General features: G+C 68.9%; 24 protein-coding genes and 1 tRNA gene. 15 read left to right on the forward strand and 10 right to left on the reverse strand.

The window, feature by feature from the left end; genetic code table 11:
* Window positions 1-101: 101 nt before the first annotated feature.
* From ABD371_RS12490 to trxA, 5 genes are all read left to right on the forward strand, one after another.
* A complete protein-coding gene (locus tag ABD371_RS12490) occupies window positions 102-1,814 on the forward strand; it encodes a protein kinase family protein (protein ID WP_344475976.1) in 1,713 nt (570 codons plus the stop codon).
* Between the two features lie 24 nt (window positions 1,815-1,838).
* Window positions 1,839-2,540, forward strand: coding sequence for an RNA polymerase sigma factor SigM (sigM, locus tag ABD371_RS12495; protein WP_344475978.1), 702 nt, complete (start codon window positions 1,839-1,841; stop codon window positions 2,538-2,540).
* Entirely contained in the window at window positions 2,537-3,442 is a 906-nt protein-coding gene (locus tag ABD371_RS12500; RefSeq protein ID WP_344475980.1) for an anti-sigma factor, read from the forward strand. Before sigM ends, ABD371_RS12500 begins: the two co-directional genes overlap by 4 nt.
* A gap of 126 nt (window positions 3,443-3,568) precedes the next feature.
* Window positions 3,569-4,543 (forward strand): thioredoxin-disulfide reductase, encoded by a 975-nt coding sequence (trxB, locus tag ABD371_RS12505; protein ID WP_190121252.1) that lies wholly within the window; start codon window positions 3,569-3,571, stop codon window positions 4,541-4,543.
* 45 nt (window positions 4,544-4,588) lie between these two features.
* Entirely contained in the window at window positions 4,589-4,924 is a 336-nt protein-coding gene (trxA, locus tag ABD371_RS12510; RefSeq protein ID WP_344475983.1) for a thioredoxin, read from the forward strand.
* Between the two features lie 91 nt (window positions 4,925-5,015).
* On the opposite strand, the gene ABD371_RS12515 is transcribed toward trxA, so the two are convergent.
* From ABD371_RS12515 to rpmH, 9 genes are all read right to left on the reverse strand, one after another.
* Complete coding sequence (locus ABD371_RS12515) at window positions 5,016-5,633, reverse strand: GNAT family N-acetyltransferase (protein WP_344475985.1); 618 nt, start codon at window positions 5,631-5,633, stop codon at window positions 5,016-5,018.
* A gap of 189 nt (window positions 5,634-5,822) precedes the next feature.
* Window positions 5,823-6,815: a ParB/RepB/Spo0J family partition protein gene (locus ABD371_RS12520; protein ID WP_381733782.1), complete on the reverse strand. Its 993-nt coding sequence runs from the start codon at window positions 6,813-6,815 to the stop codon at window positions 5,823-5,825.
* 14 nt (window positions 6,816-6,829) lie between these two features.
* Window positions 6,830-7,906, reverse strand: coding sequence for a ParA family protein (locus tag ABD371_RS12525; RefSeq protein WP_344475989.1), 1,077 nt, complete (start codon window positions 7,904-7,906; stop codon window positions 6,830-6,832).
* Between the two features lie 319 nt (window positions 7,907-8,225).
* Window positions 8,226-8,942 carry a 16S rRNA (guanine(527)-N(7))-methyltransferase RsmG gene (gene rsmG / locus ABD371_RS12530; RefSeq protein WP_344475991.1) on the reverse strand — a complete coding sequence of 239 codons (717 nt, stop codon included), beginning with the start codon at window positions 8,940-8,942 and terminating at the stop codon, window positions 8,226-8,228.
* Between the two features lie 114 nt (window positions 8,943-9,056).
* Complete coding sequence (locus ABD371_RS12535) at window positions 9,057-9,584, reverse strand: Jag family protein (RefSeq protein WP_190121247.1); 528 nt, start codon at window positions 9,582-9,584, stop codon at window positions 9,057-9,059.
* A 14-nt stretch (window positions 9,585-9,598) separates the two neighbouring features.
* Entirely contained in the window at window positions 9,599-10,846 is a 1,248-nt protein-coding gene (yidC, locus tag ABD371_RS12540; RefSeq protein ID WP_344475994.1) for a membrane protein insertase YidC, read from the reverse strand.
* 3 nt (window positions 10,847-10,849) lie between these two features.
* Window positions 10,850-11,209 (reverse strand): membrane protein insertion efficiency factor YidD, encoded by a 360-nt coding sequence (gene yidD, locus ABD371_RS12545; RefSeq protein ID WP_344475996.1) that lies wholly within the window; start codon window positions 11,207-11,209, stop codon window positions 10,850-10,852.
* Entirely contained in the window at window positions 11,206-11,577 is a 372-nt protein-coding gene (gene rnpA / locus ABD371_RS12550; RefSeq protein ID WP_344475998.1) for a ribonuclease P protein component, read from the reverse strand. Before rnpA ends, yidD begins: the two co-directional genes overlap by 4 nt.
* Before the next feature lie 18 nt (window positions 11,578-11,595).
* Window positions 11,596-11,733 (reverse strand): 50S ribosomal protein L34, encoded by a 138-nt coding sequence (gene rpmH / locus ABD371_RS12555; protein WP_190121243.1) that lies wholly within the window; start codon window positions 11,731-11,733, stop codon window positions 11,596-11,598.
* Window positions 11,734-12,112: 379 nt separating this feature from the next.
* Between rpmH and dnaA the strand changes: the two genes are divergently transcribed.
* From dnaA to ABD371_RS12605, 10 genes are all read left to right on the forward strand, one after another.
* Window positions 12,113-13,861 carry a chromosomal replication initiator protein DnaA gene (dnaA, locus tag ABD371_RS12560; RefSeq protein WP_344476001.1) on the forward strand — a complete coding sequence of 583 codons (1,749 nt, stop codon included), beginning with the start codon at window positions 12,113-12,115 and terminating at the stop codon, window positions 13,859-13,861.
* 975 nt (window positions 13,862-14,836) lie between these two features.
* Complete coding sequence (dnaN, locus tag ABD371_RS12565) at window positions 14,837-15,967, forward strand: DNA polymerase III subunit beta (RefSeq protein WP_344476005.1); 1,131 nt, start codon at window positions 14,837-14,839, stop codon at window positions 15,965-15,967.
* A 126-nt stretch (window positions 15,968-16,093) separates the two neighbouring features.
* Window positions 16,094-16,972, forward strand: coding sequence for a phosphogluconate dehydrogenase (NAD(+)-dependent, decarboxylating) (gnd, locus tag ABD371_RS12570; protein ID WP_344476008.1), 879 nt, complete (start codon window positions 16,094-16,096; stop codon window positions 16,970-16,972).
* Window positions 16,973-17,003: 31 nt separating this feature from the next.
* Window positions 17,004-18,167 (forward strand): DNA replication/repair protein RecF, encoded by a 1,164-nt coding sequence (recF, locus tag ABD371_RS12575; RefSeq protein WP_344476011.1) that lies wholly within the window; start codon window positions 17,004-17,006, stop codon window positions 18,165-18,167.
* A gap of 62 nt (window positions 18,168-18,229) precedes the next feature.
* Window positions 18,230-18,766 (forward strand): DciA family protein, encoded by a 537-nt coding sequence (locus ABD371_RS12580; RefSeq protein ID WP_344476541.1) that lies wholly within the window; start codon window positions 18,230-18,232, stop codon window positions 18,764-18,766.
* Window positions 18,767-19,124: 358 nt separating this feature from the next.
* Window positions 19,125-21,188 (forward strand): DNA topoisomerase (ATP-hydrolyzing) subunit B, encoded by a 2,064-nt coding sequence (gene gyrB / locus ABD371_RS12585; protein ID WP_308433184.1) that lies wholly within the window; start codon window positions 19,125-19,127, stop codon window positions 21,186-21,188.
* 41 nt (window positions 21,189-21,229) lie between these two features.
* The gene (gyrA, locus tag ABD371_RS12590) at window positions 21,230-23,878 is read left to right on the forward strand and encodes a DNA gyrase subunit A (RefSeq protein ID WP_344476014.1); all 2,649 of its coding nucleotides are present in this window, start codon (window positions 21,230-21,232) and stop codon (window positions 23,876-23,878) included.
* A 4-nt stretch (window positions 23,879-23,882) separates the two neighbouring features.
* Entirely contained in the window at window positions 23,883-24,530 is a 648-nt protein-coding gene (locus ABD371_RS12595) for a DUF3566 domain-containing protein (RefSeq protein ID WP_344476017.1), read from the forward strand.
* 82 nt (window positions 24,531-24,612) lie between these two features.
* A tRNA-Ile gene (locus ABD371_RS12600) sits at window positions 24,613-24,686 on the forward strand.
* 192 nt (window positions 24,687-24,878) lie between these two features.
* The gene (locus tag ABD371_RS12605; protein ID WP_003958712.1) at window positions 24,879-25,013 is read left to right on the forward strand and encodes a DLW-39 family protein; all 135 of its coding nucleotides are present in this window, start codon (window positions 24,879-24,881) and stop codon (window positions 25,011-25,013) included.
* Between the two features lie 152 nt (window positions 25,014-25,165).
* Here the strand turns inward: ABD371_RS12605 and ABD371_RS12610 are convergent, their stop codons facing one another.
* Window positions 25,166-26,512 carry a serine/threonine-protein kinase gene (locus ABD371_RS12610; RefSeq protein WP_344476020.1) on the reverse strand — a complete coding sequence of 449 codons (1,347 nt, stop codon included), beginning with the start codon at window positions 26,510-26,512 and terminating at the stop codon, window positions 25,166-25,168.

The following is a 26,512-nucleotide window of genomic DNA, read 5'->3' on the forward strand; positions in this document are numbered from 1 at the left end:
AACCATCGTCCGTCGTCGCGTGTCGTGCATAGCAGCGGACTGTGGGCACAATTGGCTTTGGCTGTTGGTTATGCGCAACGGATGGGGAGGCAGGAACGACGGTGGCGGAACGTAGCACGGCTGCCGTCGACGTGGCCGACAACAGCGGAGACGAACCGCTGACCGCGCAGGCGGACAAGGCCACGACCGACGGGGCGGCTCAGACTCAGGACACGGCGGAGAAGAAGACGCCGGACACGGGCGGCGAGCGCAAGAGCGCCGAGCCCTCCATCGCCACGCCCGAGCTGCACAGCGGGCACAGACTCGCCAGGCGCTACCGCCTGGAGGAGTGCATCACCCGTCTGGACGGTTTCAGCAGCTGGCGAGCCGTGGACGAGAAGCTGCGCCGTGCCGTCGGAGTGCATCTGCTCCCCGCCGACCACCCCCGTGCCCGTTCCGTACTCGCCGCGGCACGCTCCGCCGCCCTCCTGGGCGACCCGCGTTTCGTCCAGGTGCTGGACGCCGTCGAGGAGAACGACCTCGTCTACGTCGTCCATGAGTGGCTGCCCGACGCGACCGAGCTGACCACCCTGCTCTCCATGGGCCCGATGGAGCCGCACGCCGCCTACCAGCTCGTCGATCAGCTCGCCCAGGCCATGGCCGCCGCCCACCGTGAGGGCCTGTCCCATCTGAGGCTCACCCCCGGGGCCGTGCTGCGGACCTCCACCGGCCAGTACCGCATCCGGGGACTCGCCGTGAGCGCGGCCCTGCGCGGCATCACCGCCGAGCGTCCCCAGCGCACCGACACGGAAGCGGTCGGCGCGCTGCTGTACGCGGCCCTGACCCAGCGCTGGCCGTACGAGAACAACGCGTACGGGCTCTCCGGGCTGCCCAAGGGCATCGGGCTGCTCCCGCCGGACCAGGTACGGGCCGGCATCCACCGGGGCCTTTCCGAGCTGGCCATGCGCGCCCTGGTCAATGACGGTGCGACCGCCTCCCGCCAGGAGCCGCCCTGCACCACACCCGACGAGCTGGCCAAGGCCATCGCCGCGATGCCGCGCATCCGCCCGCCGGAGCCCGCCTTCGCCTCTCCGCCCGAGTATCAGCGGACCACCTACCAGCAGGGCACCTACGGGCGACCCGCCGCCCGGCCGGGCCCGGCCGTCACCCAGCCCGTGCCCGCCCACCCGGCCGCTCTGGAGAGCCGTACCGGGAAGGTGCTGAAGTGGGGCGTGGCCGCCCTGCTGATCGCCGCTCTCGGCCTCGGCAGCTGGCAGATCGCCGACGAGCTGATCCGGCGGGACAACAACCGGGTGGACCCCGGTGTCTCGCAGTCCGAGGACGACAAGAAGAACGACGGCAAGGACACCGCCGCCGCTTCGGGCAAGCCGGTCGCCATCGTCAGTGCCAGCGATTTCGACCCGTACGGCCAGCCGCCTTCCGAGAAGCCTGCCGAGATAGTGAACAGCTACGACGGCGATCCCAACACGTCCTGGACCACCAACTGGTACACGAGCCCGGACTTCGGCCGGCTCAAGGATGGTCTCGGCATCGTCCTCGACCTCGGCGAGGTCCAGCAGATCGGCACGGTCGACGTGTCCTTCCTGGGCGGCGACACCACGGTGGAGCTGCGGGCGGCACCCGAGAGCGCCGCGTCCCAGCCGACGCTCTCGACCGGGTTCGACACCGTCGCCGAGGGGACCGGAACGAATGTGGCCCTCAAGCCCGGCAAGCCGGTGCGGTCACGGTACGTTCTGGTCTGGCTGACGGACCTCCCGCCGTCGGGCCCCGGTCAGTTCCGGGGCAAGGTCGCGGAGATCAAGATCGTCAGCTGACGGCAGCAGGGAGGGGGCTCACCGTTGGACGACTCGATACGCCGCGACACGAGCGACCAGGATCTCCTGGGCCGCCATGTGGCGGGGGACCCGAATGCCTTCGGTGAGCTTGTCAGACGACACCGTGACCGGCTGTGGGCGGTCGCCCTGCGCACACTGGGGGACCGTGAGGAGGCGGCGGACGCGGTGCAGGACGCTCTCGTCTCCGCCTTCCGTGCCGCCCACACCTTCCGTGGCCAGTCCGCCGTCACCACCTGGCTCCACCGGATCACCGTGAACGCCTGTCTCGACCGGGCCCGCAAGGCGGCCTCCCGCAAGACCTCCCCCGTCGACGACACCGAGCGCTTCGAGCGGCTCCTTGAGCCGCATGAGTCCGCGGAGGCTCCGGCCGAGCGCCAGGACCTGAATCGGGAACTCCTGGCCGCGCTGGCGAAGCTTCCCGCCGATCAGCGGGCCGCCCTGGTGCTGGTGGACATGCAGGGGTACCCGGTCGCTGAGGCGGCCCGGATCCTCGAGGTGCCGGTCGGGACCGTCAAGAGCCGCTGCGCACGGGGGCGGGCCCGGCTGCTGCCCATGCTCACCCATCTGCGCGGTGACGCCGGGGATAGGAGCGAACCCGGCGGGGGAAGGAACCGGACGCCGGGGGATTCCGTCCCACCGGCATCGGGACAAAGGGACGCAGGGCCTGACCCTGCCGCTGCGAAGGGCGGAGGTGGGCTCACATGACATCCACGGCCGATATGACTCAGCACCCGGACGTCTCGGAGATCTCCGATCTCACCGAAGGACTGCTGCCGCCGTCACAGAGCGGCGCTCTCCGGCTCCATCTGGACGCCTGTGCGCTCTGTGCCGATGTCCAAGCCTCGCTGGAGGAGATCCGGGGGCTGCTCGGCACGCTCCCCGGGAGCGCCCGGATGCCGGTGGACATCGCCGAGCGGATCGACGCGGCCCTGGCCGCCGAGGCCCTGCTGGACTCGACCGCGCCCGACGCCGCCGCGCATGTTTCACGTGAAACACCGCCCATCGTCCACCAGCGTGAGCCCAGCTCCCCGAGCCGCCCGACGGGGCAGGCCAGGGGGACGACCGGTCCAGGCCGCAAGCGCCGGAGCCGGCGCGTCACCGTGGTCATGGGTGCCTTCTTCACCGCGGCGGCCGTCGGTGTGGGCGTGCTGCTCTTCCCGGCGGGCCTGACGGACGGGAGCTCCGACAGCCAGAAGGAAGCCGTCTCGGAGAGCCGGGGCCGGCTGTCCGCGACCGCCCCCGGCACGGATTTCTCCGCCCCCGGCCTCGATACCCGGGTGCGTGCTCTCGTCGAGGCCGGCTCCCCCGTGCCCGAGGCGCGGTCCAAGGGTTCGAAGACCTTCGGCACCGAGGAACACTCCCCGGCCACCGAGATGGAGAGCACACCGACCGTGCCCCCCTGTGTTCAGCGGGCCACCGGCCGCGCCGACAGTCCGCTGGCGGCCGAGCCCGGTGTGTACAACGGCGAGAGCGCCTATCTGGTGGTCTTCCCCGACCAGGCGGACGATCTGCGTGTCCAGGCCTATGTGGTCGCCTCCGCATGCGCGGATTCCGCTCCCTCGTCCACCGGGAAGCTCCTCCTCAAGGACGCTTACCCTCGTCGCTGAGGCGTTCCCACGCGCTGCGCTGCGATCCTGGGAATGCAAGCCCCTTAGGATCCGTTGGGTGGGATGAGAGTCATTGACTCGGCCCAGTAGACAGCAGCACAGTCTTCAGAGACGAGGAATCAACCCGTGAGCGACGTCCGTAACGTCATCATCATCGGCTCCGGGCCGGCCGGCTACACGGCGGCGCTCTACACCGCGCGCGCATCACTGCAGCCGCTGGTGTTCGAGGGCGCTGTCACCGCCGGCGGCGCGCTGATGAACACGACCGATGTGGAGAACTTCCCTGGGTTCCGCGACGGCATCATGGGTCCGGACCTCATGGACAACATGCGGGCCCAGGCCGAGCGTTTTGGCGCCGAGCTGATTCCGGACGACATCGTCTCCGTCGACCTCACGGGCGACGTCAAGACGGTCACCGACACGGCCGGCACGGTACACCGGGCCAAGGCCGTCATCGTCACGACCGGCTCCCAGCACCGCAAGCTCGGACTGCCCAACGAGGACGCGCTCTCCGGCCGTGGCGTCTCCTGGTGCGCGACCTGCGACGGGTTCTTCTTCAAGGACCAGGACATCGCTGTGATCGGCGGCGGTGACACGGCGATGGAGGAGGCGACCTTCCTCTCCCGCTTCGCCAAGTCGGTCACCATCGTCCACCGCCGTGACAGCCTGCGCGCCTCGAAGGCGATGCAGGAGCGGGCCTTCGCCGACCCGAAGATCTCCTTCGCCTGGGACAGCGAGGTCGTCGGGATCCACGGCGACCAGAAGCTGAGCAGCCTCACGCTGCGGAACACCAAGTCGGACGAGACCTCCGAGCTGGCGGTCACCGGCCTGTTCATCGCCGTCGGCCACGACCCCCGGACGGAACTCTTCAAGGGTCAGCTCGACCTGGACGACGAGGGCTATCTGAAGGTCGCGGCCCCGTCCACGCGTACCAACCTGACCGGCGTCTTCGCCGCAGGCGATGTGGTCGACCACACCTACCGGCAGGCCATCACCGCCGCCGGCACCGGGTGCTCCGCAGCACTGGACGCCGAGCGTTACCTCGCCGCACTCGCCGACAGCGAGAAGGTCGCCGAGCCGGAGAAGACCTCCGCGGTCTGATCCGCAGTTCCCCCCTACTTCCCCCCGAGACAGAAGGAGGCCGCCGTGGCCGGCCAGCTGAAGAACGTTACCGATGCCAGCTTCGAAGAGGACGTCCTGAAGAACGACAAGCCCGTACTGGTGGACTTCTGGGCCGCCTGGTGCGGTCCCTGCCGCCAGATCGCGCCGTCCCTGGAGGCCATCGCGGCCGAGCACGGTGACCAGATCGAGATCGTCAAGCTCAACATCGACGAGAACCCGGCCACCGCCGCCAAGTACGGCGTCATGTCCATCCCGACGCTGAACGTCTACCAGAACGGCGAGGTCGCCAAGACCATCGTCGGTGCCAAGCCCAAGGCCGCGATCGTTCGCGACCTTGAGCCGTTCATCGCCGGCAACTAGCGGCAGCGCCGCCGATTCCGGCGGTTGATGTTTCACGTGAAACATCGAAGGGGCTCACCCTCCACGGGTGAGCCCCTTCCGCGTATCCGGCTCAGAGCGGTCTGAGCGCCGGGTCCTTCTGGACAGCGCCCAGCAGCCGATCGAGGGCCATCTCGACGTCCTCCTTCCAGGAGAGCGCGGTCCGCAGCTCCAGCCTCAGCCGGGGGGACGTGGGGTGAGGGCGGACCGTCTTGAAGCCCACGGCGAGCAGGTGATCGGCCGGGAGCACACAGGCGGGAGCCTTCCACCGAGCGTCTCCGAATGCCTCGATGGCACGGAACCCACGCCGCAGCAGATCCTTGGCCACGGTCTGGACCATGACTCTGCCGAGCCCCTGGCCCTGGTATCCGGGATTGATCCAGGCGGTCATCAGCTGTACGGCGTCCACCGAGACCGGGCTGGTCGGAAAGGCCGTGGAGCGCGGCACATAGGCCGGAGGGGCGTAGAGAACGAATCCGACCGGAACATCGTCGACATGGACCACACGGCCGCAGGATCCCCACTCCAGCAGGACGGCCGAGATCCAGGCTTCCTTCTCCAGCTCGGACCGGCCGGCCTGGACCGCCGCTTCCCCGCTGACCGGGTCGAGTTCCCAGAAGACACAGGCCCGGCAGCGGCTGGGCAGCTCCGACAGATTGTCCAGTGTGAGGGGTACAAGCCGACGCCCCATGAAGGCTGTTCCTCGCTTCCTTCCCGGGCCGCGTTCGCCACTGCCGACGCGCTCCGCGCGGAGCGGACGCGCGACACGGAAGCGATCGTATCGATCTGTTCTCGGAGGGGGTACCGCCTCAGCACAAAGGGCGGGTGGTGTCCGGTGGACCACCCGAACACCACCCGCCCCTGGCATCGCCGAGAGGGCTCAGCCCTCGTGCTCCGCGTCCGGGTCGGCCCCGAGGCCCTGCTCCAGGACCCGTCCCTCGCCCGGGGCGAGGGTGCCGAGGATGCGCTCCAGATCATCCATCGAGGCGAACTCGACGACGATCTTCCCCTTCTTCTGCCCGAGGTCGACCTTCACTCGGGTCTCGAAGCGGTCGGAGAGCCGGGAGGCGAGATCGGAGAGCGCGGGTGAGACCCTGCCTCCGGCCCTCGGCCCCTTCGGCTTGGGGGTGCTCTCCTGCCCCGCGGAAAGCTCCGAGTCGAAGTTGATCAGCTTCACGATCTCTTCGGTCGAGCGCACGGAGATACCTTCCTCCACAATGCGCTCCGCGAGCCGTTCCTGCTCCTCGGGGTCCTCCACCCCGAGGAGTGCCCGCGCATGGCCGGCCGAGAGCACTCCTGCGGCCACCCTGCTCTGCACCGCGGTCGGCAGCCGAAGCAGACGAAGGGTGTTGGAGACCTGGGAGCGGGAGTACCCGATCCGGTCGGCCAGCTGGTCATGGGTGCAGCTGAAGTCCCTCAGCAGCTGGTCGTAGGCGGCGGCCTCTTCCAGCGGGTTCAGCTGAGCGCGGTGGAGGTTCTCCAGCAGCGCGTCCAGCAGAAGCTTCTCGTCCTCCGTGTGCCGGACGATCGCGGGGATCCGCTCCAGACCGGCGGCCTCGCAGGCCCTCCAGCGGCGCTCACCCATGATCAGTTCGTACTTCTCGCCCCCCAGCTTCCGGACGACGACCGGCTGAAGAAGCCCCACTTCCTTGATGGAAGCCGCGAGTTCGACGATGGTGTCCTCATCGAACTCCTTCCGGGGCTGGCGCGGGTTGGGGGTGATCTCATCGATCGGTACTTCGGCGAAGTACGGCCCTTCCGGCTCCGACTGCTGCGGTACCGGGAGGGTCAATACCGAACCCGCCGCACCTGCGGCAGACGGCTGCCTCTCCTGAGGAGCCGCAGGGATCAGGGCACCGAGCCCCCGCCCCAACCCTCTACGTACGCTCACTGGATCCCCTCCGAGATGTTCTGCTGGCTGTTCTGACCGCCCAGATGGGCGGGTTGCGGATCGTACTGAACTCCGACTCCGCGCAGGGCGATCTCGCGGGCGGCCTCCAGATAGGACAGGGCACCGCTGGAGCCCGGGTCATAGGTGAGCACCGTCTGCCCATAGCTCGGGGCCTCCGAGATACGGACCGAGCGGGGAATGCTGGTCCTCAGCACCTCCTCGCCGAAGTGGCTGCGGACCTCCTCCGCCACCTGGGAGGCAAGTCGGGTCCGGCCGTCGTACATGGTCAGAAGGATCGTCGACACATGCAGCGCCGGGTTGAGGTGCCCCCGCACCAGATCCACATTCCTCAGCAGCTGCCCCAGCCCCTCCAGTGCGTAGTACTCGCACTGAATGGGGATGAGCACCTCGGCCCCGGCCACCATCGCGTTGACGGTCAGCAGACCCAACGAGGGCGGACAGTCGATGAGGATGTAGTCCAGGGGCTGCTCATAGGCCTGGATCGCCCGCTGCAGTCGGCTCTCCCGCGCCACCAGCGACACCAGCTCGATCTCCGCACCGGCGAGATCGATGGTGGCGGGGGCGCAGAAGAGACCTTCGACGTCCGGGACGGGCTGGACCACCTCGGAGAGCGGCCGGCTGTCCACCAGGACGTCATAGACGGAGGGGACTTCGGCGTGATGGTCGATCCCCAGCGCCGTGGAGGCATTGCCCTGCGGATCGAGGTCGACCACGAGAACCCGTGCGCCGTGCAGTGCCAGCGAGGCGGCGAGGTTGACCGTGCTCGTGGTCTTGCCCACGCCGCCCTTCTGGTTGGCCACCACCATGACGCGGGTCTGCTCGGGCCGGGGCAGGCCCTCACCGGCACGCCCCATGGTCTCCATGGCGAGCTGAGCGGCTCTGCCGATGGGAGTGTCGTCCATCGGGGGCGGTGTTTCACGTGAAACATCCTCTCCCGGCGACTCGGTACGGGGGCCGGGGACCGGATCGGTCATCGGTCCCGCGATGTTGGCGTCGGACCGCAAGGATTCACCTTCCTCGACTACAGGCTCGCGATGAACAGAGCCTGCCATGCTTTCGGGGTCATGAACCAACGAGGCCTGTGCTTCTGTGGATGAATCCACCTTTGTGGACAACTCCATGGCCCGTGCGGGGGGCTTCCGGCTCCGGATCGGGGCGACGGCACGCCCGCGGCTGATGATTCCTTGCAGCAGTGAGCGACGTTTCACGTGAAACACGATGCACGGGCCGCAGGACTACATCCCTACGACACTCCGGGCCGTGTGCGTTGCCAGCTTGGATGGAGCATCGCCCCGAACACCCCCCGACCCTCCCCCGAGCGTCGGTCGCCCGCGACTCCGCGAGACCTCGGCAGCCCCCGTCGGCACCCGCTCAGCGGCGGCGGCGGGAACGGCTGGTCCGGGCCGCCTTGGCGCGCTTCGCGGCGAACCGTACACCGCCGGGGCTCTCCCCGACCTCGACGCGCACCACGGTGGAGAGCGGGTCGACAAGCCCTTCGCCGACCTGGAGGACCGAGGTCTCCACCACGCCGAGCTTGCTCAGTGCGGCACGGGAGCTCTTCAGCTCCTCCTCGGCCGTGTCGCCCTTGAGCGCGAGCATCTCGCCGTAGGGACGGAGCAGCGGAACGCCCCAGCCCGCCAGCCGGTCCAGCGGGGCGACGGCGCGAGCCGTGACCACATGCACCGGAGGAAGGGTCCCGAGCACCTCCTCGGCCCGGCCACGCACCACGGTCACATGGTCCAGGCCCAGCAGCTCGACCACTTCCTGAAGGAAGTTGGTCCGCCGCAGCAGCGGCTCCAGGAGCGTGATCTTCAGATCGGGCCGTACGAGCGCCAGGGGAATGCCGGGCAGGCCGGCCCCGGAGCCCACGTCGCAGACCGAGACGCCTTCCGGCACCACCTCGGAGAGCACCGCGCAGTTGAGCATGTGGCGCTCCCACAGCCGCGGAACCTCACGCGGTCCGATGAGACCGCGCTTCACTCCGGCATCGGCCAGCAGCTCGGCATAGCGCACGGCTTCCGGATAGAAATCTCCGAAAACCGTCCGCGCCGCTTCGGGCGCCTGGGGAAGCTCTGCTGCCTCCGTCACGGGGGACCTTCCTTCCGTACCGCTCTGTCGCAATGTGGACCTGGTGGCTGACTATCAGGCTGACAAAGATCGGCCCCGCCTGCGATACAGACGGGGCCGATGATCGATGAAGGATCAGGCGGGGAGTACGACGACGAAGCGCTGCGGCTCCTCGCCCTCGGACTCGCTGCGCAGACCTGCGGCGGCGACCGCGTCGTGCACGACCTTGCGCTCGAAGGGCGTCATCGGGCTCAGCTTCACCGGCTCACCGGTGCTCTTCACCTCGTCGGCGGCCTTGGCGCCCAGCTGGGCGAGCTCCGTGCGCTTCTGGGCGCGGAAGCCCGCGATGTCCAGCATCAGCCGGCTGCGGTCACCGGTCTCCCGGTGGACGGCGAGACGGGTCAGCTCCTGAAGTGCCTCCAGAACCTCACCGTCCCGGCCCACGAGCTTCTGCAGGTCACGGCCGGGTGCCTCGCTGATGATCGAGACAGCCGCACGGTCGGCCTCGACGTCCATGTCGATGTCGCCGTCGAGATCGGCGATGTCGAGCAGACCCTCAAGGTAGTCGGCGGCGATCTCGCCCTCCTGCTCAAGGCGGGTGAGCGTGTCGCCTTCCTCGGCGGCGGCTTCCTCGGCGGCGGCGGGGATGGTGCCTTCCGTCACTGATGGACTCCTTCTTACTTCTTGGACGACGGGTGCTTGGGCCGCTGCTGGCCCTTGCGCTGTCCCGCCTTGGGCTGCTGGCGTGCGGCGGGCTTGCCCGCCGTCTTCGGCTTCGCGTCCTGCGGCGAATCCTTCTTCAGCGAGAGCTTGTCCTCGGAGTCGTCGGCCTTGGCCGTGCCCTGGGCACTGGCCGTCTGCCGCTTCGCCTTGGTCTGCCGCTTGGGCTGCTGCCGCTTGGCCGCGGCACCGCCCTCGGCCTCGATCTCCGGCGTCTCACTCTTGGCCACCGTGCCGTCCGCCTGGGCGGCGTAGCCGGCCTTGGCGAGACCGCTGATGAACTTGCGCTCGTTGTCGTTGCGGTCCGGGCCCTTGGCCACGATCGACTGGACGACATTGCGCTTGCGCCGCGACCGGACCTCGCCCCGCGCGCCGACCGACTTCAGCAGACGCTGGAGGTACTGGTCCTGGGCCTTGCTGCCGGGGGTGGGGTTCTGGTTGATCACGTACATCTGCTGGCCCATGGTCCACACGTTGGTGGTCAGCCAGTAGACGAGGACACCGACGGGGAAGTTGACACCCATCACGGCGAAGATCACCGGGAAGATGTACATCATCATCTTCTGCTGCTGCATGTAAGGCGTCTTGACCGTGAGGTCGACGTTCTTCTGCATCAGCTGGCGCTGCGTGTAGAACTGCGACGCGGACATCAGGATGATCATGATGGCCGTGACGATGCGCACATCGAGCAGCGTGGCGTTGAGCGCCTCGACCTTGCTCGGGCTGTCCATGAACTTGGACGCCAGCGGGGCACCGAAGATGTGCGCCTGCCGCGCGCTGTCGAGCAGTGCCTTGTCGATCACGCCGACGGTGTTGCCCGAGGCGATGTTCGAGAGCACGTAGTAGAGCGCGAAGAAGAACGGCGACTGCGCCAGAATCGGAAGGCACGAGGAGAGCGGGTTGGTGCCCGTCTCCTTGTACAGCTTCATCATCTCTTCGGACTGACGCTGCTTGTCGCTCTTGTAACGCTCCTGGATCGCCTTCATCTTCGGCTGGAGCGCCTGCATGTTCCGCATCGACTTGATCTGCTTCACGAAGAGCGGGATCAGACAGATACGGATCAGGACCACCAGCGAAACGATCGACAGTCCCCAGGCCCAGCCCGTGTCAGGACCGAAGACCGCCCCGTAGAGCTTGTGGAACTGGACGATGATCCACGAAACAGGTGTGGTGATGAAGCTGAAGAAACTGGCAATCGTGTCCACTAATCAGGCTCCTTGAGCATGGGGCGAGGTCTCTGCGGCCGGACTCGGGGGTTCGGTGGACGACTCCCGGGTAGGCACATCGGCGGCGGAGTTCCCGCCCTTGCGGCCGCGCACGGCATCACGCAGCATTTCGTGCCACCGCGGGCGCTTACGGGCCGGCACATGGTCCACACCGCCCGGCGACCACGGATTGCACCGCAGGATCCGCCAGGCGGTGAGAGCAGTGCCCTTGACCGCACCGTGCCGGTCGATGGCCGTGTACCCGTAGTGGGAACACGACGGGTAGTACCTGCAGACGGGCCCCAGCATGGGACTGATCGTCCACTGGTACAGCTTGATCAGGGCCAGCAGCGGGTACTTCATCGCGCGCCCCCTCCCAGCAGCCGCTGGAGGGCGGCATCCAGGTCTCGGGCCAGCTGTGCATGATCGGCGTCGCCCGCACCGGGCAGCGCTCGTACGACCACCAGGCTACCGGGGGGCAGCTCGGCGAGTCGGTCGCGTATCAGATGCCTCAGTCGGCGCTTGACTCTGTTGCGTACGACCGCGCCACCCACTGCCTTGCTCACGACGAAACCCGCACACGTCTGGGAAGCGCTCTCCCCAGGCGCGTGCGGGTCCGGTGAACCGCTGCGTAGATGGACGACGAGAAGCGGGCGCCCGGCCCGCCGACCCCGTCGTACCGCGGTCGCGAAGTCCTCGCGCCGCCTCAGCCGATTCTCGGTAGGCAGCACGTCATGACCTGTGCGCGGTCAGGCGGACAGGCGGGTGCGACCCTTTTCGCGGCGCGACGCGAGGATCGCGCGGCCGGCGCGGGTACGCATACGCAGACGGAAACCGTGGGTCTTCGCACGACGACGGTTGTTCGGCTGGAAGGTGCGCTTGCTCACTCGGGGGCTCCAGTAATGGCTCGTAGGCGGCGAAACATCGCCTGGCTGTCACCGTGCGCCCACGAGAAGCTCGCGTTTACGCCCGTGTGCACCGCTTCACAATCACAGAGCGTGATGTTTGCCCATCGGAGGCAGGCGGCAGCAGCCATCGACAACTCGACCTGGTCACGGTACGCGCGGCTACGCCATCCGGTCAAACCAGCCTCACGGCGGGGTCCACTGTGCACAGGCTGTGGACAACAACTTGAACCAGTCGCCCCGGCCTGACTACCTTGGCTGAACTCCGGAACTTTTCCTTTCTGTCCTTGCCTGTCCTTCCGGCCCCGTCCCCGTCCCGAGAACCACACATTCGTGGGACCTGCGAGAGAGCGTGCCCCCTGTGGCTGACGTACCTGCCGAGCTTGCCGCAGTGTGGCCACGCGTGCTGGAACAGCTCCTCGCCGAGGGCCACCAGGGCGTCGAACCCAAGGACAAGCAGTGGATCGAGCGCTGCCAGCCGCTCGCCCTGGTCTCGGACACCGCGCTGCTCGCCGCCCCCAACGAGTGGGGGAAGCGGGTCCTGGAGAGCCGGCTCGCCCCGCTGATCAGCGAGACGCTGAGCCGCGAGTGCGGACGCCAGATCCGGATCGCGATCACCGTCGACGACTCGGCGGGCGATCCGGGCGCCCCGCAGCCCGGCGGCCCCCAGCAGAACCCCCCGTACCCGGGACAGCAGCACGAGGACCCCCAGGGCTACCAGCGCGACGAGCCCTACGGCAGGTACGGGCACCACGCCCCGGAGGACGGGCTGCCGGAGATCCGTCCCGCGTACCCCGATTATCAGCAGCAGCGGCCCGAGCCCGGCTCCTGGCCCCGCGGTCAGGAGGATCTCTCCTGGCAGCAGCCGAGGCTCGGGGGCTTCCAGGACCGCGATCCCTACGCGACCACCCGGCCCCATCAGCCGCAGCAGGACTACCGCTCGCCGCAGCCGTCCGACCGGCAGGGGTACGAGCGCCGCGAACTGCCGGACTCCGCCCCGGCGCACCGGGGCGGCTCCGGCGGCGCGACCGGCCCGCTGGGGGCCCAGCCCTCGCCGGCCCCCGGGCCCGGCGAGCCGCAGGCCCGGCTGAACCCGAAGTACCTCTTCGACACCTTCGTCATCGGCGCCTCCAACCGGTTCGCGCACGCGGCCGCGGTGGCGGTCGCCGAGGCCCCGGCGAAGGCGTACAACCCGCTGTTCATCTACGGGGAGTCGGGGCTCGGCAAGACCCATCTGCTGCACGCGATCGGGCACTACGCGCGGAGCCTCTACCCGGGGACCCGGGTGCGGTACGTGAGCTCGGAGGAGTTCACCAACGAGTTCATCAACTCGATCCGCGACGGCAAGGGCGACACCTTCCGCAAGCGGTACCGCGATGTGGACATCCTGCTGGTCGACGACATCCAGTTCCTGGCGAGCAAGGAGTCGACGCAGGAGGAGTTCTTCCACACCTTCAACACGCTCCACAACGCCAACAAGCAGATCGTGCTCTCCTCCGACCGGCCGCCCAAGCAGCTGATGACGCTGGAGGACCGGCTCCGCAACCGCTTCGAGTGGGGCCTGACCACCGATGTGCAGCCGCCGGAGCTGGAGACCAGGATCGCGATCCTGCGCAAGAAGGCGGTCCAGGAGCAGCTGAACGCCCCGCCGGAGGTGCTGGAGTTCATCGCGTCCCGGATCTCGCGCAACATCCGGGAGCTGGAGGGCGCGCTGATCCGGGTCACCGCGTTCGCCTCGCTCAACCGTCAGCCGGTCGACCTCGGGCTCACCGAGATCGTGCTGAAGGATCTGATCCCGGGCGGCGAGGACTCGGCCCCGGAGATCACCGCGGGCGCGATCATGGCCGCGACGGCGGACTACTTCGGGCTGACGGTCGAGGACCTCTGCGGCTCCTCCCGGAGCCGGGTGCTGGTCACGGCGCGGCAGATCGCGATGTACCTCTGCCGTGAGCTGACGGATCTCTCCCTGCCGAAGATCGGCGCGCAGTTCGGCGGCCGGGACCATACGACAGTGATGCACGCGGACCGCAAGATCCGGGCGCTGATGGCCGAGCGGCGCTCGATCTACAACCAGGTGACCGAACTCACCAACCGCATCAAGAACGGCTGACGCCGGAAGCGTCCAAGAGCCGCCCAAGAGCCGTCCAGAAGCGCCCCGGGGAGTCCGCCTCCCGGGGCGCTTCTCGTCGTTCGCGCGCGCTCCAGAGCCCCTCGGAACGCTCCCGGAACGGGTCGGCCGGGCCCTCGGGAGGGCTCGGGAACGGCTCCGGGACCCCTCCGAACCCCCTCCCGGGCCGCCTCCGCGCCCGTTCCCGGCGGCCGGGACGCCGTCCCGGGCCCTCCGCGCTGTTCGAATACCGGGCCGAGGCGCGGGCTTCTCCACAGATTGGGGGAGAATTCTCCATCCACAGCCTGGGGACTGGGAAGTTGTCCAGACTCTGTCCACAGCCGAGCCGACCTGAAGATCATCCCAGCAGGTCAGCACCCTGTGGAATTGTGGCAAACCTTGATCCACAGGCTGTGGACAAAGTTTCTGTCCACAGCCTGTGATCAAAGTTGTCCACCGGCAACCCACAGGCTCCGGCGGGTTGCCCACAGCTTGTCCACATCGCTGTCCACTGTTCGGCAACATTCGGGCCGCTCTCACCGTGTCGAGTGAAAGCCGTCACACCGGGGAGGTGGATTGGGCTGTGGGGAACGTGGGTAAAGCTGGGGACAGAGCTGGGGAGAACTACCCCCGGGCTGTGCATGGCCTGTGCAGAACTTTCCGGTGTCCACAGAAGCAGTGGGTTGTCCACCGGTTCCACCCACAGGGTCGGTGGATAAAAAACAGGCCCTGACCTGCGAAAACGGGGTTATCCACGGTTTCCACAGGCCCTACTACTACTCCCACTTAGAGTTACCGGGGAATTGGCTTCGAAGAAGGTCCTGTGCACAACTCGGCCCGGCCGGCCGCGACACCCCGGATCACGACTTGACCCCGAGCAGCGCCGACTGTCAGTGCGGTGCGTCAGACTGGTCCCCGGCGACACAGCCGACGACGAAGGCCAGCAAGGCGAGCCAGCAACAGCAGGAGGCGGTTCCGGTGAAGATCCGGGTTGAGCGCGATGTACTCGCGGAGGCGGTGGCGTGGGTGGCCCGGAGCCTCCCGGCCCGTCCGCCGGCGCCCGTGCTCGCGGGCCTCCTGCTGAAGGCCGAGGACGGCGCGCTGAGCTTCTCGAGCTTCGACTACGAGGTCTCGGCCAAGGTCTCCGTCGAGGCCGAGGTCGACGAGGACGGCACCGTCCTCGTCTCGGGCCGGCTGCTCGCCGACATCTGCCGCGCCCTCCCCAACCGCCCGGTGGAGATTTCCACAGACGGTGTACGGGCGACCGTGGTCTGCGGCTCCTCGCGCTTCACCCTCCACACCCTCCCGGTGGAGGAGTACCCGGCACTGCCGCAGATGCCGACCGCGACCGGCACCGTGCCCGGCGAGATCTTCGCCTCCGCCGCCGCCCAGGTCGCCATCGCCGCAGGCCGTGACGACACGCTCCCGGTGCTCACCGGTGTGCGCATCGAGATCGAGGGCGAGACCGTCACCCTGGCCTCCACCGACCGCTACCGCTTCGCGGTCCGCGAGTTCCTGTGGAAGCCGGAGAACCCGGACGCCTCCGCCGTTGCGCTGGTGCCCGCCAAGACGCTCCTGGACACCGCCAAGGCCCTGACCAGCGGCGACACCGTCACCCTGGCGCTCTCCGGCTCCGGTGCGGGCGAAGGTCTCATCGGCTTCGAGGGCGCGGGCCGCCGCACCACCACCCGGCTGCTCGAAGGCGATCTCCCGAAGTACCGGACGCTCTTCCCGACCGAGTTCAACTCGGTGGCGGTCATCGAGACCGCGCCGTTCGTCGAGGCCGTGAAGCGTGTGGCGCTCGTCGCCGAGCGGAACACCCCGGTCCGGCTGAGCTTCGAGCAGGGTGTGCTGATCCTGGAGGCCGGCTCCAGCGACGACGCACAGGCTGTGGAGCGCGTCGACGCCCAGCTCGAAGGCGACGACATCTCCATCGCCTTCAACCCGACCTTCCTGCTCGACGGATTGAGCGCGATCGACTCCCCGGTCGCCCAGCTGTCGTTCACCACCTCCACCAAGCCGGCGCTGCTCAGCGGCAGGCCCGCGCTGGACGCCGAGGCGGACGAGGCCTACAAGTACCTGATCATGCCCGTGCGGCTCTCCGGCTGAGCCCCGCACAGGACGACCACGACGGGTCCGCTCCCACCGGGACGGACCCGTCGGGCTGCACACCGGACTCCGGCGTAGGCTCGGAAGCGGTTTACGCATCGGCATTCGACGCTTAAGGACATTGAGATGCAGCTCGGCCTCGTCGGCCTCGGCAAAATGGGCGGCAACATGCGCGAGCGCATCCGCCGCGCGGGCCACACCGTCATCGGCTACGACCGCAACCCGGACCTCGCCGACGTCCACAGCCTCCAGGAACTCGTGGACGGCCTCCAGGGCCCCCGGGTCGTGTGGGTGATGGTCCCGGCAGGCGCCGCGACCCAGTCCACCATCGATGAGCTGGCCGAGCTGCTCTCCCCCGGCGACATCGTCGTGGACGGCGGAAACTCGCGCTGGACCGACGACGAGCGGCACGCCGTCGAGCTGGGCATCAAGGGCATCGGCTTCGTGGACTGCGGCGTCTCCGGCGGCGTCTGGGGCCTGGAGAACGGCTACGCGCTGATGTACGGCGGCGACGCCGACCACGTCGCCCAGGTGCAGCCGATCTTCGACGCGCTCAAGCCCGCCGGTGAGTTCGGTTCCGTCCACGCCGGCAAGGTCGGCGCCGGACACTTCGCGAAGATGGTCCACAACGGCATCGAGTACGCCATGATGCAGGCCTACGCCGAGGGCTGGGAGCTGCTGGAGAAGGTCGACTCGGTCACGGACGTGCGCGAGGTCTTCCGCTCCTGGCAGGAGGGCACGGTCATCCGTTCCTGGCTGCTCGACCTGGCGGTCAACGCGCTGGACGACGACGAGCACCTGGAGAAGCTGCGCGGCTACGCCCAGGACAGCGGCGAGGGCCGCTGGACCGTGGAAGCCGCCATCGACAACGCCGTCCCGCTGCCCGCGATCACCGCCTCGCTGTTCGCGCGGTTCGCGTCCCGGCAGGACGACTCCCCGCAGATGAAGATGATCGCCGCGCTGCGCAACCAGTTCGGCGGCCACGCGGTGGAGAACAAGAAGTAGTCCCTGAGCCGGGGGAGGTCGGCCCGTACCCATGCATGTCACGCATCTGTCGTTGGCCGACTTCCGCTCGTACGCCCGGGTCGAGGTCCCTCTCGATCCGGGCGTCACCTCGTTCGTGGGGCCCAACGGACAGGGCAAGACCAATCTGATCGAGGCGGTCGGCTATCTGGCGACGCTCGCCAGCCACCGCGTCTCCTCGGACGCCCCGCTGGTACGCGTCGGCGCGCCCCGCGCGGTGGTCCGCGCCGCCGTCACCCAGGGCGACCGCTCCCAGCTGGTCGAGCTGGAGCTGAACCCCGGGAAGGCCAATCGGGCCCGTATCAACCGCTCGTCGCAGGTCAGACCGCGCGATGTGCTGGGGATCGTACGGACGGTGCTCTTCGCCCCGGAGGATCTGGCGCTGGTCAAGGGCGACCCCGGCGACCGGCGGCGCTTCCTGGACGAGCTGGTCACGGCGCGCTCGCCCCGGATGGCCGGCGTCCGCTCCGACTACGAGCGGGTGCTGAAGCAGCGGAACACCCTGCTGAAGTCGGCGGCGATGGCCCGCCGGCACGGCGGGGCGAAGTCCGGCGCGGATCTGTCGACGCTCGATGTGTGGGACCAGCATCTGGCTCGGGTCGGCGCGGAGCTGCTGTTCCAGCGGCTGGAGCTGATCGCGGTGCTTCAGCCGCTGGCGGACAAGGCGTACGAGTCGCTGGCGCCCGGCGGCGGCCCGCTCGCGCTGGAGTACCGTTCCTCCGCCGACGCGGCGGCCGACGCCGGGACGGGCAGCGCGACCGGCGGTGGCCCGACCGGGCGCGAGGAGCTGTACGCCCGGCTGGCGGCAGCGCTGGCCGGCGCGCGCAAGCAGGAGATCGAGCGCGGGGTGACGCTGGTCGGCCCGCACCGCGACGAGCTGGTGCTGAAGCTGGGACAGCTGCCCGCGAAGGGGTACGCCAGTCACGGCGAGTCCTGGTCGTACGCGCTGGCCCTCCGGCTGGCCTCCTACGAGCTGCTGCGCGGCGAGGGCAGTGAGCCCGTGCTGGTGCTGGACGACGTCTTCGCCGAGCTGGACGCCCGGCGGCGCGAACGGCTGGCGGAACTGGTGGCTCCGGGAGAGCAGGTGCTGGTGACCGCGGCCGTGGACGACGATGTCCCGGGCGTGCTGACCGGGGCGCGGTACGCCGTGTCCGGCGGAGAGGTGGCGCGGGTATGAACGACTTCAGGAGCGATGCCGGGAACGGCGTCAAGAGCGGTGCCGAGGGCGATCCCGGGGGCATGGGGAAGCAGGGCCTCGCGAGCGCCCCGGAGCCCTCCGGAGTGGATCTCGCACGGGTCGCGCTGCGCGCGGCCAAGGAGCAGGCCCGCGCCCGGGGCGCGGCGGCCCAGGAGAAGAAGCAGGCCCGGCGCGGCGGCGGGCTGCGCTCCGGCGCGCGGGCGGACGGCCGTGATCCGCTGGCGCTGGGGGCCGCGATCAACCGGCTGATCACCGAGCGCGGCTGGGAGACGCCGGCCGCCGTCGGCGGGGTGATGGGCCGCTGGCCGCAGATCGTCGGCGAGGACCTGGCGAATCACTGTGTGCCGCTGAAGTACGACGAGGACCCCGAGGAGCGCGTCCTCACGGTGCAGTGCGACTCGACGGCGTGGGCGACCCAGCTGCGGCTGCTGGCCCCGCGTCTGGTGGCGCGGCTGAACGAGGACCTCGGCCACGGCACCGTCAGAGTGATCAAGGTGCTGGGCCCGGGAGGGCCGCGCCGGAACTACGGACCGCTGCGGGCCCCCGGCAGTGTGGGGCCGGGCGACACCTACGGATGAGCCGGTCTCGACTGCTGTCCGTTTTGCCGTTTTCCATCACTTCGGAATGACATCCTCCGCTTGTTGCCGGGTGCTCTTCGGGCGTGGCCCGGCCGCTGTCCGGCCGCTCTTCCGGCTGCCCGCTCCCACCGTGTCCGGCTCTTGACAGGCTGAAGCGCTCAATGCCGGTGTCAGCCCCCTGGAGCCCCTTCCTGAATATGGGGAGTCGGACCGACGGTTTTCAGGGCGGCACATGGGGACTCAGCTACCGGCAAACCCCCATGACTGTCGGCCGTACCGGTAGACTGGTGGCCAATCCCGCCATCTTGCGGAACATGTCGAACGACGCAGCCGCTCCCGCTTGCCCGGAGAACGGCTTGTGCTGTGCCAGAAAGGGCGCTTCGTGGCCGATTCCGGCAACCCCAACGAGAACATCCCGTCCACCCCCGCCGGCGGAAGCGGCGAGGTCACTGCTGCGTACGACGCCAGCGCGATCACCGTCCTCGAAGGGCTGGACGCGGTCCGCAAGCGCCCCGGCATGTACATCGGCTCGACCGGTGAGCGTGGGCTTCATCACCTGGTCCAAGAGGTCGTCGACAACTCCGTCGACGAGGCGATGGCCGGACACGCGGACACCATCGACGTCACGATCCTCGCCGACGGCGGCGTGCGCGTCGTGGACAACGGCCGCGGCATCCCCGTCGGCATCGTTCCGTCCGAGAACAAGCCGGCCGTCGAGGTCGTGCTCACCGTCCTGCACGCGGGCGGCAAGTTCGGCGGCGGCGGCTACGCGGTCTCCGGCGGTCTGCACGGCGTCGGCGTCTCCGTCGTCAACGCGCTCTCCTCCAAGGTCGCGGTCGAGGTCAAGCGGGACGGCTACCGCTGGACCCAGGACTACAAGCTCGGCGTCCCCACCGCGCCCCTGGCGCGCAACGAGGTCACCGACGAGACCGGCACCACGGTCACCTTCTGGGCCGACGGCGACATCTTCGAGACCACCGAGTACTCCTTCGAGACGCTGGCGCGCCGCTTCCAGGAGATGGCCTTCCTCAACAAGGGCCTGACGCTGAAGCTCACCGACGAGCGCGAGTCGGCCAAGGCCGTCGTGGGCGCGGACACCGCCGAGCAGCCCACCGAGGAGCAGGTCCGCACGGTCACGTACCACTACGAGGGCGGCATCGTCGACTTCGTGAAGTACCTGAACTCGCGCAAGGGCGAGCTGATCCACCCCACCGTGATCGACATCGAGTCGGAGGACCGCGAGCGGCTCCTCTCGGTCGAGATCGCGATGCAGTGGAACTCGCAGTACACCGAGGGGGTCTACTCCTTCGCGAACACCATCCACACGCATGAGGGCGGTACGCACGAGGAGGGCTTCCGCGCGGCGCTCACGGGCCTGGTCAACAGGTACGCCCGGGAGAAGAAGCTGCTGCGCGAGAAGGACGACAACCTCTCCGGCGAGGACATCCGCGAGGGTCTGACGGCGATCATCTCGATCAAGCTGGGCGAGCCCCAGTTCGAGGGCCAGACCAAGACCAAGCTGGGCAACACCGAGGCGAAGACCTTCGTCCAGAAGGTCGTGCACGAGCACCTGACCGACTGGTTCGACCGCAACCCCAACGAGGCCGCGGACATCATCCGCAAGTCGATCCAGGCGCAGACGGCGCGGGTCGCCGCCCGCAAGGCCCGCGATCTGACCCGCCGCAAGGGGCTGCTGGAGTCCGCCTCGCTGCCCGGCAAGCTCAGCGACTGCCAGTCGAACGACCCCACCAAGTGCGAGATCTTCATCGTCGAGGGTGACTCCGCCGGCGGCTCGGCGAAGTCCGGCCGCAACCCGATGTACCAGGCCATCCTGCCCATCCGAGGCAAGATCCTGAACGTCGAGAAGGCCCGGATCGACAAGATCCTCCAGAACACCGAGGTCCAGGCGCTGATCTCGGCCTTCGGCACCGGGGTCCACGAGGACTTCGACATCGAGAAGCTCCGCTATCACAAGATCATCCTGATGGCGGACGCCGACGTCGACGGTCAGCACATCAACACCCTGCTGCTGACCTTCCTCTTCCGCTTCATGCGTCCGCTGGTCGAGGCCGGGCACGTGTTCCTGTCCCGCCCCCCGCTGTACAAGATCAAGTGGGGTCGCGACGACTTCGAGTACGCCTACTCCGACCGCGAGCGCGACGCGCTGGTCGAGCTGGGCAAGCAGCAGGGCAAGCGGATCCGCGAGGACTCGATCCAGCGCTTCAAGGGCCTGGGCGAGATGAACGCCGAGGAGCTGCGGGTCACCACCATGGACCAGGAGCACCGCGTACTCGGCCAGGTCACCCTGGACGACGCCGCACAGGCGGACGACCTGTTCTCGGTGCTGATGGGTGAGGACGTCGAGGCCCGGCGCTCCTTCATCCAGCGCAACGCCAAGGACGTCCGCTTCCTCGACATCTGAGTCGGCCTCAGCTGACCGCACGAAAGGACCGAAGACCAGCAATGGCCGACGAGACACCCACCCCTGCTCCCACCGATCCCGCGACCGGACCGGCGATCGCCGGCGCCGACGGCACCGAGCCGCCCGCGATGCGGATCGAGCCCGTCGGGCTCGAGACCGAGATGCAGCGCTCGTACCTCGACTACGCGATGTCCGTCATCGTCTCGCGTGCGCTCCCCGATGTGCGGGACGGCCTCAAGCCCGTCCACCGCCGGGTGCTCTACGCGATGTACGACGGCGGCTACCGGCCCGAGAAGGGCTTCTACAAGTGCGCCCGCGTCGTCGGCGACGTCATGGGTACGTACCACCCGCACGGCGACTCCTCCATCTACGACGCCCTGGTGCGACTCGCCCAGCCGTGGTCGATGCGTATGCCGCTGGTGGACTCCAACGGAAACTTCGGCTCCCCGGGCAATGACCCGGCCGCCGCCATGCGGTACACCGAGTGCAAGCTCAAGCTGCTCTCGATGGAGATGCTCCGGGACATCGACGAGGAGACCGTCGACTTCCAGGACAACTACGACGGCCGCAACCAGGAGCCGACGGTCCTCCCGGCGCGCTTCCCGAACCTGCTGGTCAACGGCTCGGCCGGCATCGCGGTCGGTATGGCGACCAATATCCCGCCGCACAATCTGCGCGAGGTCGCGGCCGGCGCCCAGTGGGCGCTGGAGCACCCGGACGCCAGCCACGAGGAGCTGCTCGACGCGCTGATCGAGCGGATCAAGGGCCCCGACTTCCCGACCGGCGCGCTCGTCGTCGGCCGCAAGGGCATCGAGGAGGCGTACCGCACCGGTCGCGGCTCCATCACGATGCGCGCGGTCGTCGAGGTCGAGGAGATCCAGAACCGCCAGTGCCTGGTGGTCACGGAGCTTCCGTACCAGGTCAACCCGGACAATCTCGCGCAGAAGATCGCCGACCTGGTGAAGGACGCCAAGATCGGCGGCATCGCCGACGTCCGCGACGAGACCTCCTCCCGTACCGGACAGCGCCTGGTCATCGTGCTCAAGCGCGACGCCGTCGCCAAGGTCGTGCTGAACAACCTCTACAAGCACACCGACCTTCAGACGAACTTCGGCGCGAACATGCTGGCCCTGGTCGACGGGGTGCCGCGCACCCTCTCGCTGGACGCCTTCATCCGCCACTGGGTGAGCCACCAGATCGAGGTCATCGTCCGGCGCACCAAGTTCCGGCTGCGCAAGGCGGAGGAGCGGGCGCACATCCTGCGCGGTCTGCTCAAGGCGCTGGACTCGATCGACGACGTCATCGCGCTCATCCGGCGCAGCGACACCGTCGAGATCGCGCGCGGCGGCCTGATGGAGCTGCTCGCCATCGACGAGATCCAGGCGAACGCCATCCTGGAGATGCAGCTGCGCCGGCTGGCCGCCCTGGAGCGCCAGAAGATCGTCGCGGAGCACGACGAGCTTCAGGCCAAGATCAACGAGTACAACGCGATCCTCGCCTCCCCGGAGAAGCAGCGCCGGATCGTCAGCGAAGAGCTGGCCGTGCTCGTGGAGAAGTTCGGCGACGACCGGCGCTCCATGCTGGTGCCCTTCGACGGTGACATGTCCATCGAGGACCTGATCGCCGAAGAGGACATCGTCGTCACCATCTCGCGCGGCGGCTATGTGAAGCGCACCAAGACGGACGACTACCGCTCGCAGAAGCGCGGCGGCAAGGGCGTCCGGGGCACGAAGCTCAAGGAAGACGACATCGTCGACCACTTCTTCGTCTCCACCACCCACCACTGGCTGCTCTTCTTCACCAACAAGGGGCGGGTCTACCGCGCCAAGGCGTACGAGCTGCCCGACGCCGGCCGGGACGCGCGGGGTCAGCATGTGGCCAATCTGCTCGCCTTCCAGCCGGACGAGCAGATCGCCCAGATCCTCGCCATCCGCGACTACGCGGCCGCGCCCTATCTGGTGCTGGCCACCAAGGGCGGCCTGGTCAAGAAGACCCCGCTGAAGGATTACGACTCGCCCCGCTCGGGCGGCGTCATCGCGATCAATCTCCGGGAGACCGAGAGCGGCGCGGACGACGAGCTGATCGGCGCGGAGCTGGTCTCCGCCGAGGACGATCTGCTGCTCATCAGCAAGAAGGCCCAGTCCATCCGGTTCACCGCAACGGACGACGCGCTTCGCCCGATGGGGCGTGCGACCTCGGGCGTCAAGGGGATGAGTTTCCGCGAAGGGGACGAGCTTCTGTCGATGAATGTCGTCCGGCCGGGTACGTTCGTCTTCACCGCCACAGATGGTGGTTACGCGAAGCGAACCGGAGTGGACGAATATCGCGTCCAAGGTCGTGGAGGCCTCGGTATCAAGGCCGCCAAGATCGTGGAGGACCGTGGTTCTCTCGTCGGCGCGCTGGTGGTCGAGGAGACGGACGAGATTCTCGCCATCACCCTCGGCGGCGGTGTGATTCGTACGCGAGTCAATGAAGTCAGGGAGACCGGCCGTGACACCATGGGCGTTCAACTGATCAACCTGGGCAAGCGCGATGCCGTGGTCGGTATCGCTCGCAACGCCGAGGCAGGGCGTGAGGCCGAAGAGGTCGACGGGACCGACGAGGCAGCAGGGACCGACGAGGCCGACACCGGTGCGGTCGAGGCGGCAGTCGAGGGCACGGAGCCCTCGGCCGGGGAGCACGAGGAGTAAGAGCGTGAGTGGAGCCACGGGCGCCGGTTCGGCCGCAGGAGCGGCAGGAACAGCTAAATCGAGCGGTGCCCGTGGCTCTGCCGCGGAACCCCAGGGGGATACGGTGACGGAGAGCCGGGGGGCCAAGCCCCCGTACGAGATGTTCGGCGGCGACCAGCCGGCCCGTAAGCCGGTCGCGGGGCAGCCGTACCGCCCGCCCCAGGCGTATCAGACGCCCCAGGGCGACGACGGCACCGAGGCGGGCATGCGACTGCCTCGTACGGGCGCGCGGACGACCCCGCGCACCCGCAAGGCCCGGCTGCGGGTCGCCAAGGCCGACCCGTGGTCGGTGATGAAGGTCAGCTTCCTGCTCTCGATCGCGCTGGGCATCTGCACGGTCGTCGCCGCCGCGGTGCTCTGGATGGTCATGGAGGCCATGGGCGTCTTCTCCACGGTCGGCGGCACCATCAGCGAGGCCACCGGCTCCACCGACAGCAGCGGCTTCGACCTTCAGTCGTTCCTCTCGCTGCCGCGCGTGCTGATCTTCACCTCCGTCGTCGCCGTGATCGATGTGGTGCTCGCCACCGCGCTGGCCACGCTCGGAGCGTTCATCTACAACCTCTCGGCCGGTTTTGTGGGCGGCGTCGAGCTGACGCTGGCCGAGGACGAGTAGCTCTTCCCCCCTCCGGCGGGGAACGGATTTGGGAGCTGCGCCGGACGTGCGCTAATCTTCAGAGGTCAGCGCAGAGCGCGGCGGGGCTATAGCTCAGTTGGTTAGAGCGCATCCCTGATAAGGATGAGGCCACAGGTTCAAATCCTGTTAGCCCCACAGTTGTGAATCGGCCCGTACGGAGTTACTCCGTACGGGCCGATCGCATATGGCGCGGCGGTCGGCCGAGGGCTGCCGGGGGCCGGGGCGGGGCCGTGATTACGGGGTACTCAGGTCACTGATCGGTATCGGTCGGTGTGTATAGTCGAGCGGCAGAAGTCCTCATACGTCAAGGAAAGACGAGGTCGCGCGGTGAAGAAGCTTCTCCTGGTCGCACTGGCCGCCATCGGCGGGCTCCTCGTGTACCGCCAGATCCAGGCGGATCGCGCCGAGCAGGATCTGTGGACGGAGGCGACCGACTCCGTGCCCGCAGGTTCGGGTGTGTGAGACGTAGCAGTCTTGAGCGAGGCCCCGGCCGCCGTGAGCGGCCGGGGCCTTGTGCTGTCCCGGGGCGATCGGGTTTCGATTATTGGCATTCGTGAATCACCTGATTGCGGATGTGAATCCGGGGATTCTCGCCGGGCGGGACCGCGCGGGGTTCAGGCCGCCGACAGGGCCCAGATGCCCCCGGCGAAGCAGATCAGCGCCAGCGCCAGCATCGTGAGGGCGGTTCTCCGGCTCGGGCCGCGCCGTCTGCGGGCGGCCCGGGAGGCGCGCGCGGCGCGGGCGGCGGCGGGCGCGGGGACGTGGACGACGGCGGCGGCGTGCGCCGGCGCGGGAGCCCCCGGCGCGGTGAGCGCGGTGAGGGTGGCGGGCAGCGGCGGGGGAGTGGCCGGCCGGGCCGGATGCGGGGGCGGGGTGGGCGGCTGCCGGGGCGGCGGGGGGACCGGGAAGCGGCCCGACGGGGACGGCGGCGGTGGTACGAAGCGGTCCGGGGCGGGCGGTGTCGGTGTGCCGTCGGGCGGCGGGGGCAGCAGCGGCGTCGTGGTGCCGGTGGTGCCGGTGGTGCCGGTGGGCGGGTGGGCGGGGGCTTCCGGTGGTACGGGGTTCTCGGGCGCGGTGTCGCGTTCCGGGCCCTCGGGGCCGAAGCCCGCCGGGAGCGGACCCAGTTGGTCGAAGATCTCCACCGGCTCGTCGTCGGGCCCGGACTCGGGAAGCATCTCCACGGCGGTCGCGAGGGCCTTGCGCGCCCCGGTGGCGCTCCGGAAGCGCGCTTCGGGGTCCGGCTGGAGCAGACCGGCCAGCACCTGCCACAGCGGCTCGGGGATGCCCTGCGGGGCCCCTGGGGTGCCATGGCTGGTGAAGTGGTCCACCAGGGCGCGGGAGTCGGGCTTCTGCCCTTCGAGCAGATAGAGCGCCACCAGCCCGATCGCGAAGAGATCGGCGGTGAAGTCGGGCTCCGCGCCGTCCATCTGCTCCGGGGCGAAGTAGCCGGGCGTGCCCACGACATAGTTGGTCTCGGTCAGGCGCGGCTCGCCCTTGCGCATGGAGATCCCGAAGTCGGAGAGCCGCAGATGCGGCCGGCCCGTTCCGGTGGCCTCCAGCAGGACGTTCGCCGGTTTGATGTCCCGGTGCACGACGCCCTCCGCGTGCACCGCGGCGAGGCCGGACAGCAGCTGATCGAGCAGGGTGCAGACATAGCGGGCGGGCAACGGCCCGTAGTCGCCGATCACATGGGCGAGGGATCCGCCGCTCACCAGGTCCATGGTGAACAGCACCTTGTCGTCGTCCGCCGCCCAGCTCGCCGGGGCGAGGACATGGGGGTGGTCGATGCGCAGCGCCTGTTCGCGGACGAAGCGGAGCAGGGTGTGCGCGTCGCTCTGCTGGAGCACCTTCGCCGCCACATAGCGGCGGCGCCGGTGGTCCCAGGCGCGCCAGACGGCCCCCACCCCTCCGCGTCCGATCGGGTCGACCAGCTCGTACCGACCGGCGAAGACCTCACCCAT

The organism is Streptomyces amakusaensis, assembly GCF_039532665.1.
In the GTDB taxonomy this organism is placed as follows: domain Bacteria; phylum Actinomycetota; class Actinomycetes; order Streptomycetales; family Streptomycetaceae; genus Streptomyces; species Streptomyces amakusaensis.

Bases quoted from the DNA above. Each gene is read 5' to 3' on its own strand.
- ABD371_RS12500 (WP_344475980.1), top strand. From the start codon at position 2,537: ATGACATCCACGGCCGATATGACTCAGCACCCGGACGTCTCGGAGATC.
- ABD371_RS12515 (WP_344475985.1), bottom strand. From the start codon at position 5,633: ATGGGGCGTCGGCTTGTACCCCTCACACTGGACAATCTGTCGGAGCTG.
- ABD371_RS12525 (WP_344475989.1), bottom strand. From the start codon at position 7,906: ATGGCAGGCTCTGTTCATCGCGAGCCTGTAGTCGAGGAAGGTGAATCC.
- yidD (WP_344475996.1), bottom strand. From the start codon at position 11,209: ATGAAGTACCCGCTGCTGGCCCTGATCAAGCTGTACCAGTGGACGATC.
- gnd (WP_344476008.1), top strand. From the start codon at position 16,094: ATGCAGCTCGGCCTCGTCGGCCTCGGCAAAATGGGCGGCAACATGCGC.
- recF (WP_344476011.1), top strand. From the start codon at position 17,004: ATGCATGTCACGCATCTGTCGTTGGCCGACTTCCGCTCGTACGCCCGG.
- ABD371_RS12580 (WP_344476541.1), top strand. From the start codon at position 18,230: ATGGGGAAGCAGGGCCTCGCGAGCGCCCCGGAGCCCTCCGGAGTGGAT.
- gyrA (WP_344476014.1), top strand. From the start codon at position 21,230: ATGGCCGACGAGACACCCACCCCTGCTCCCACCGATCCCGCGACCGGA.
- ABD371_RS12610 (WP_344476020.1), bottom strand. From the start codon at position 26,512: ATGGGTGAGGTCTTCGCCGGTCGGTACGAGCTGGTCGACCCGATCGGA.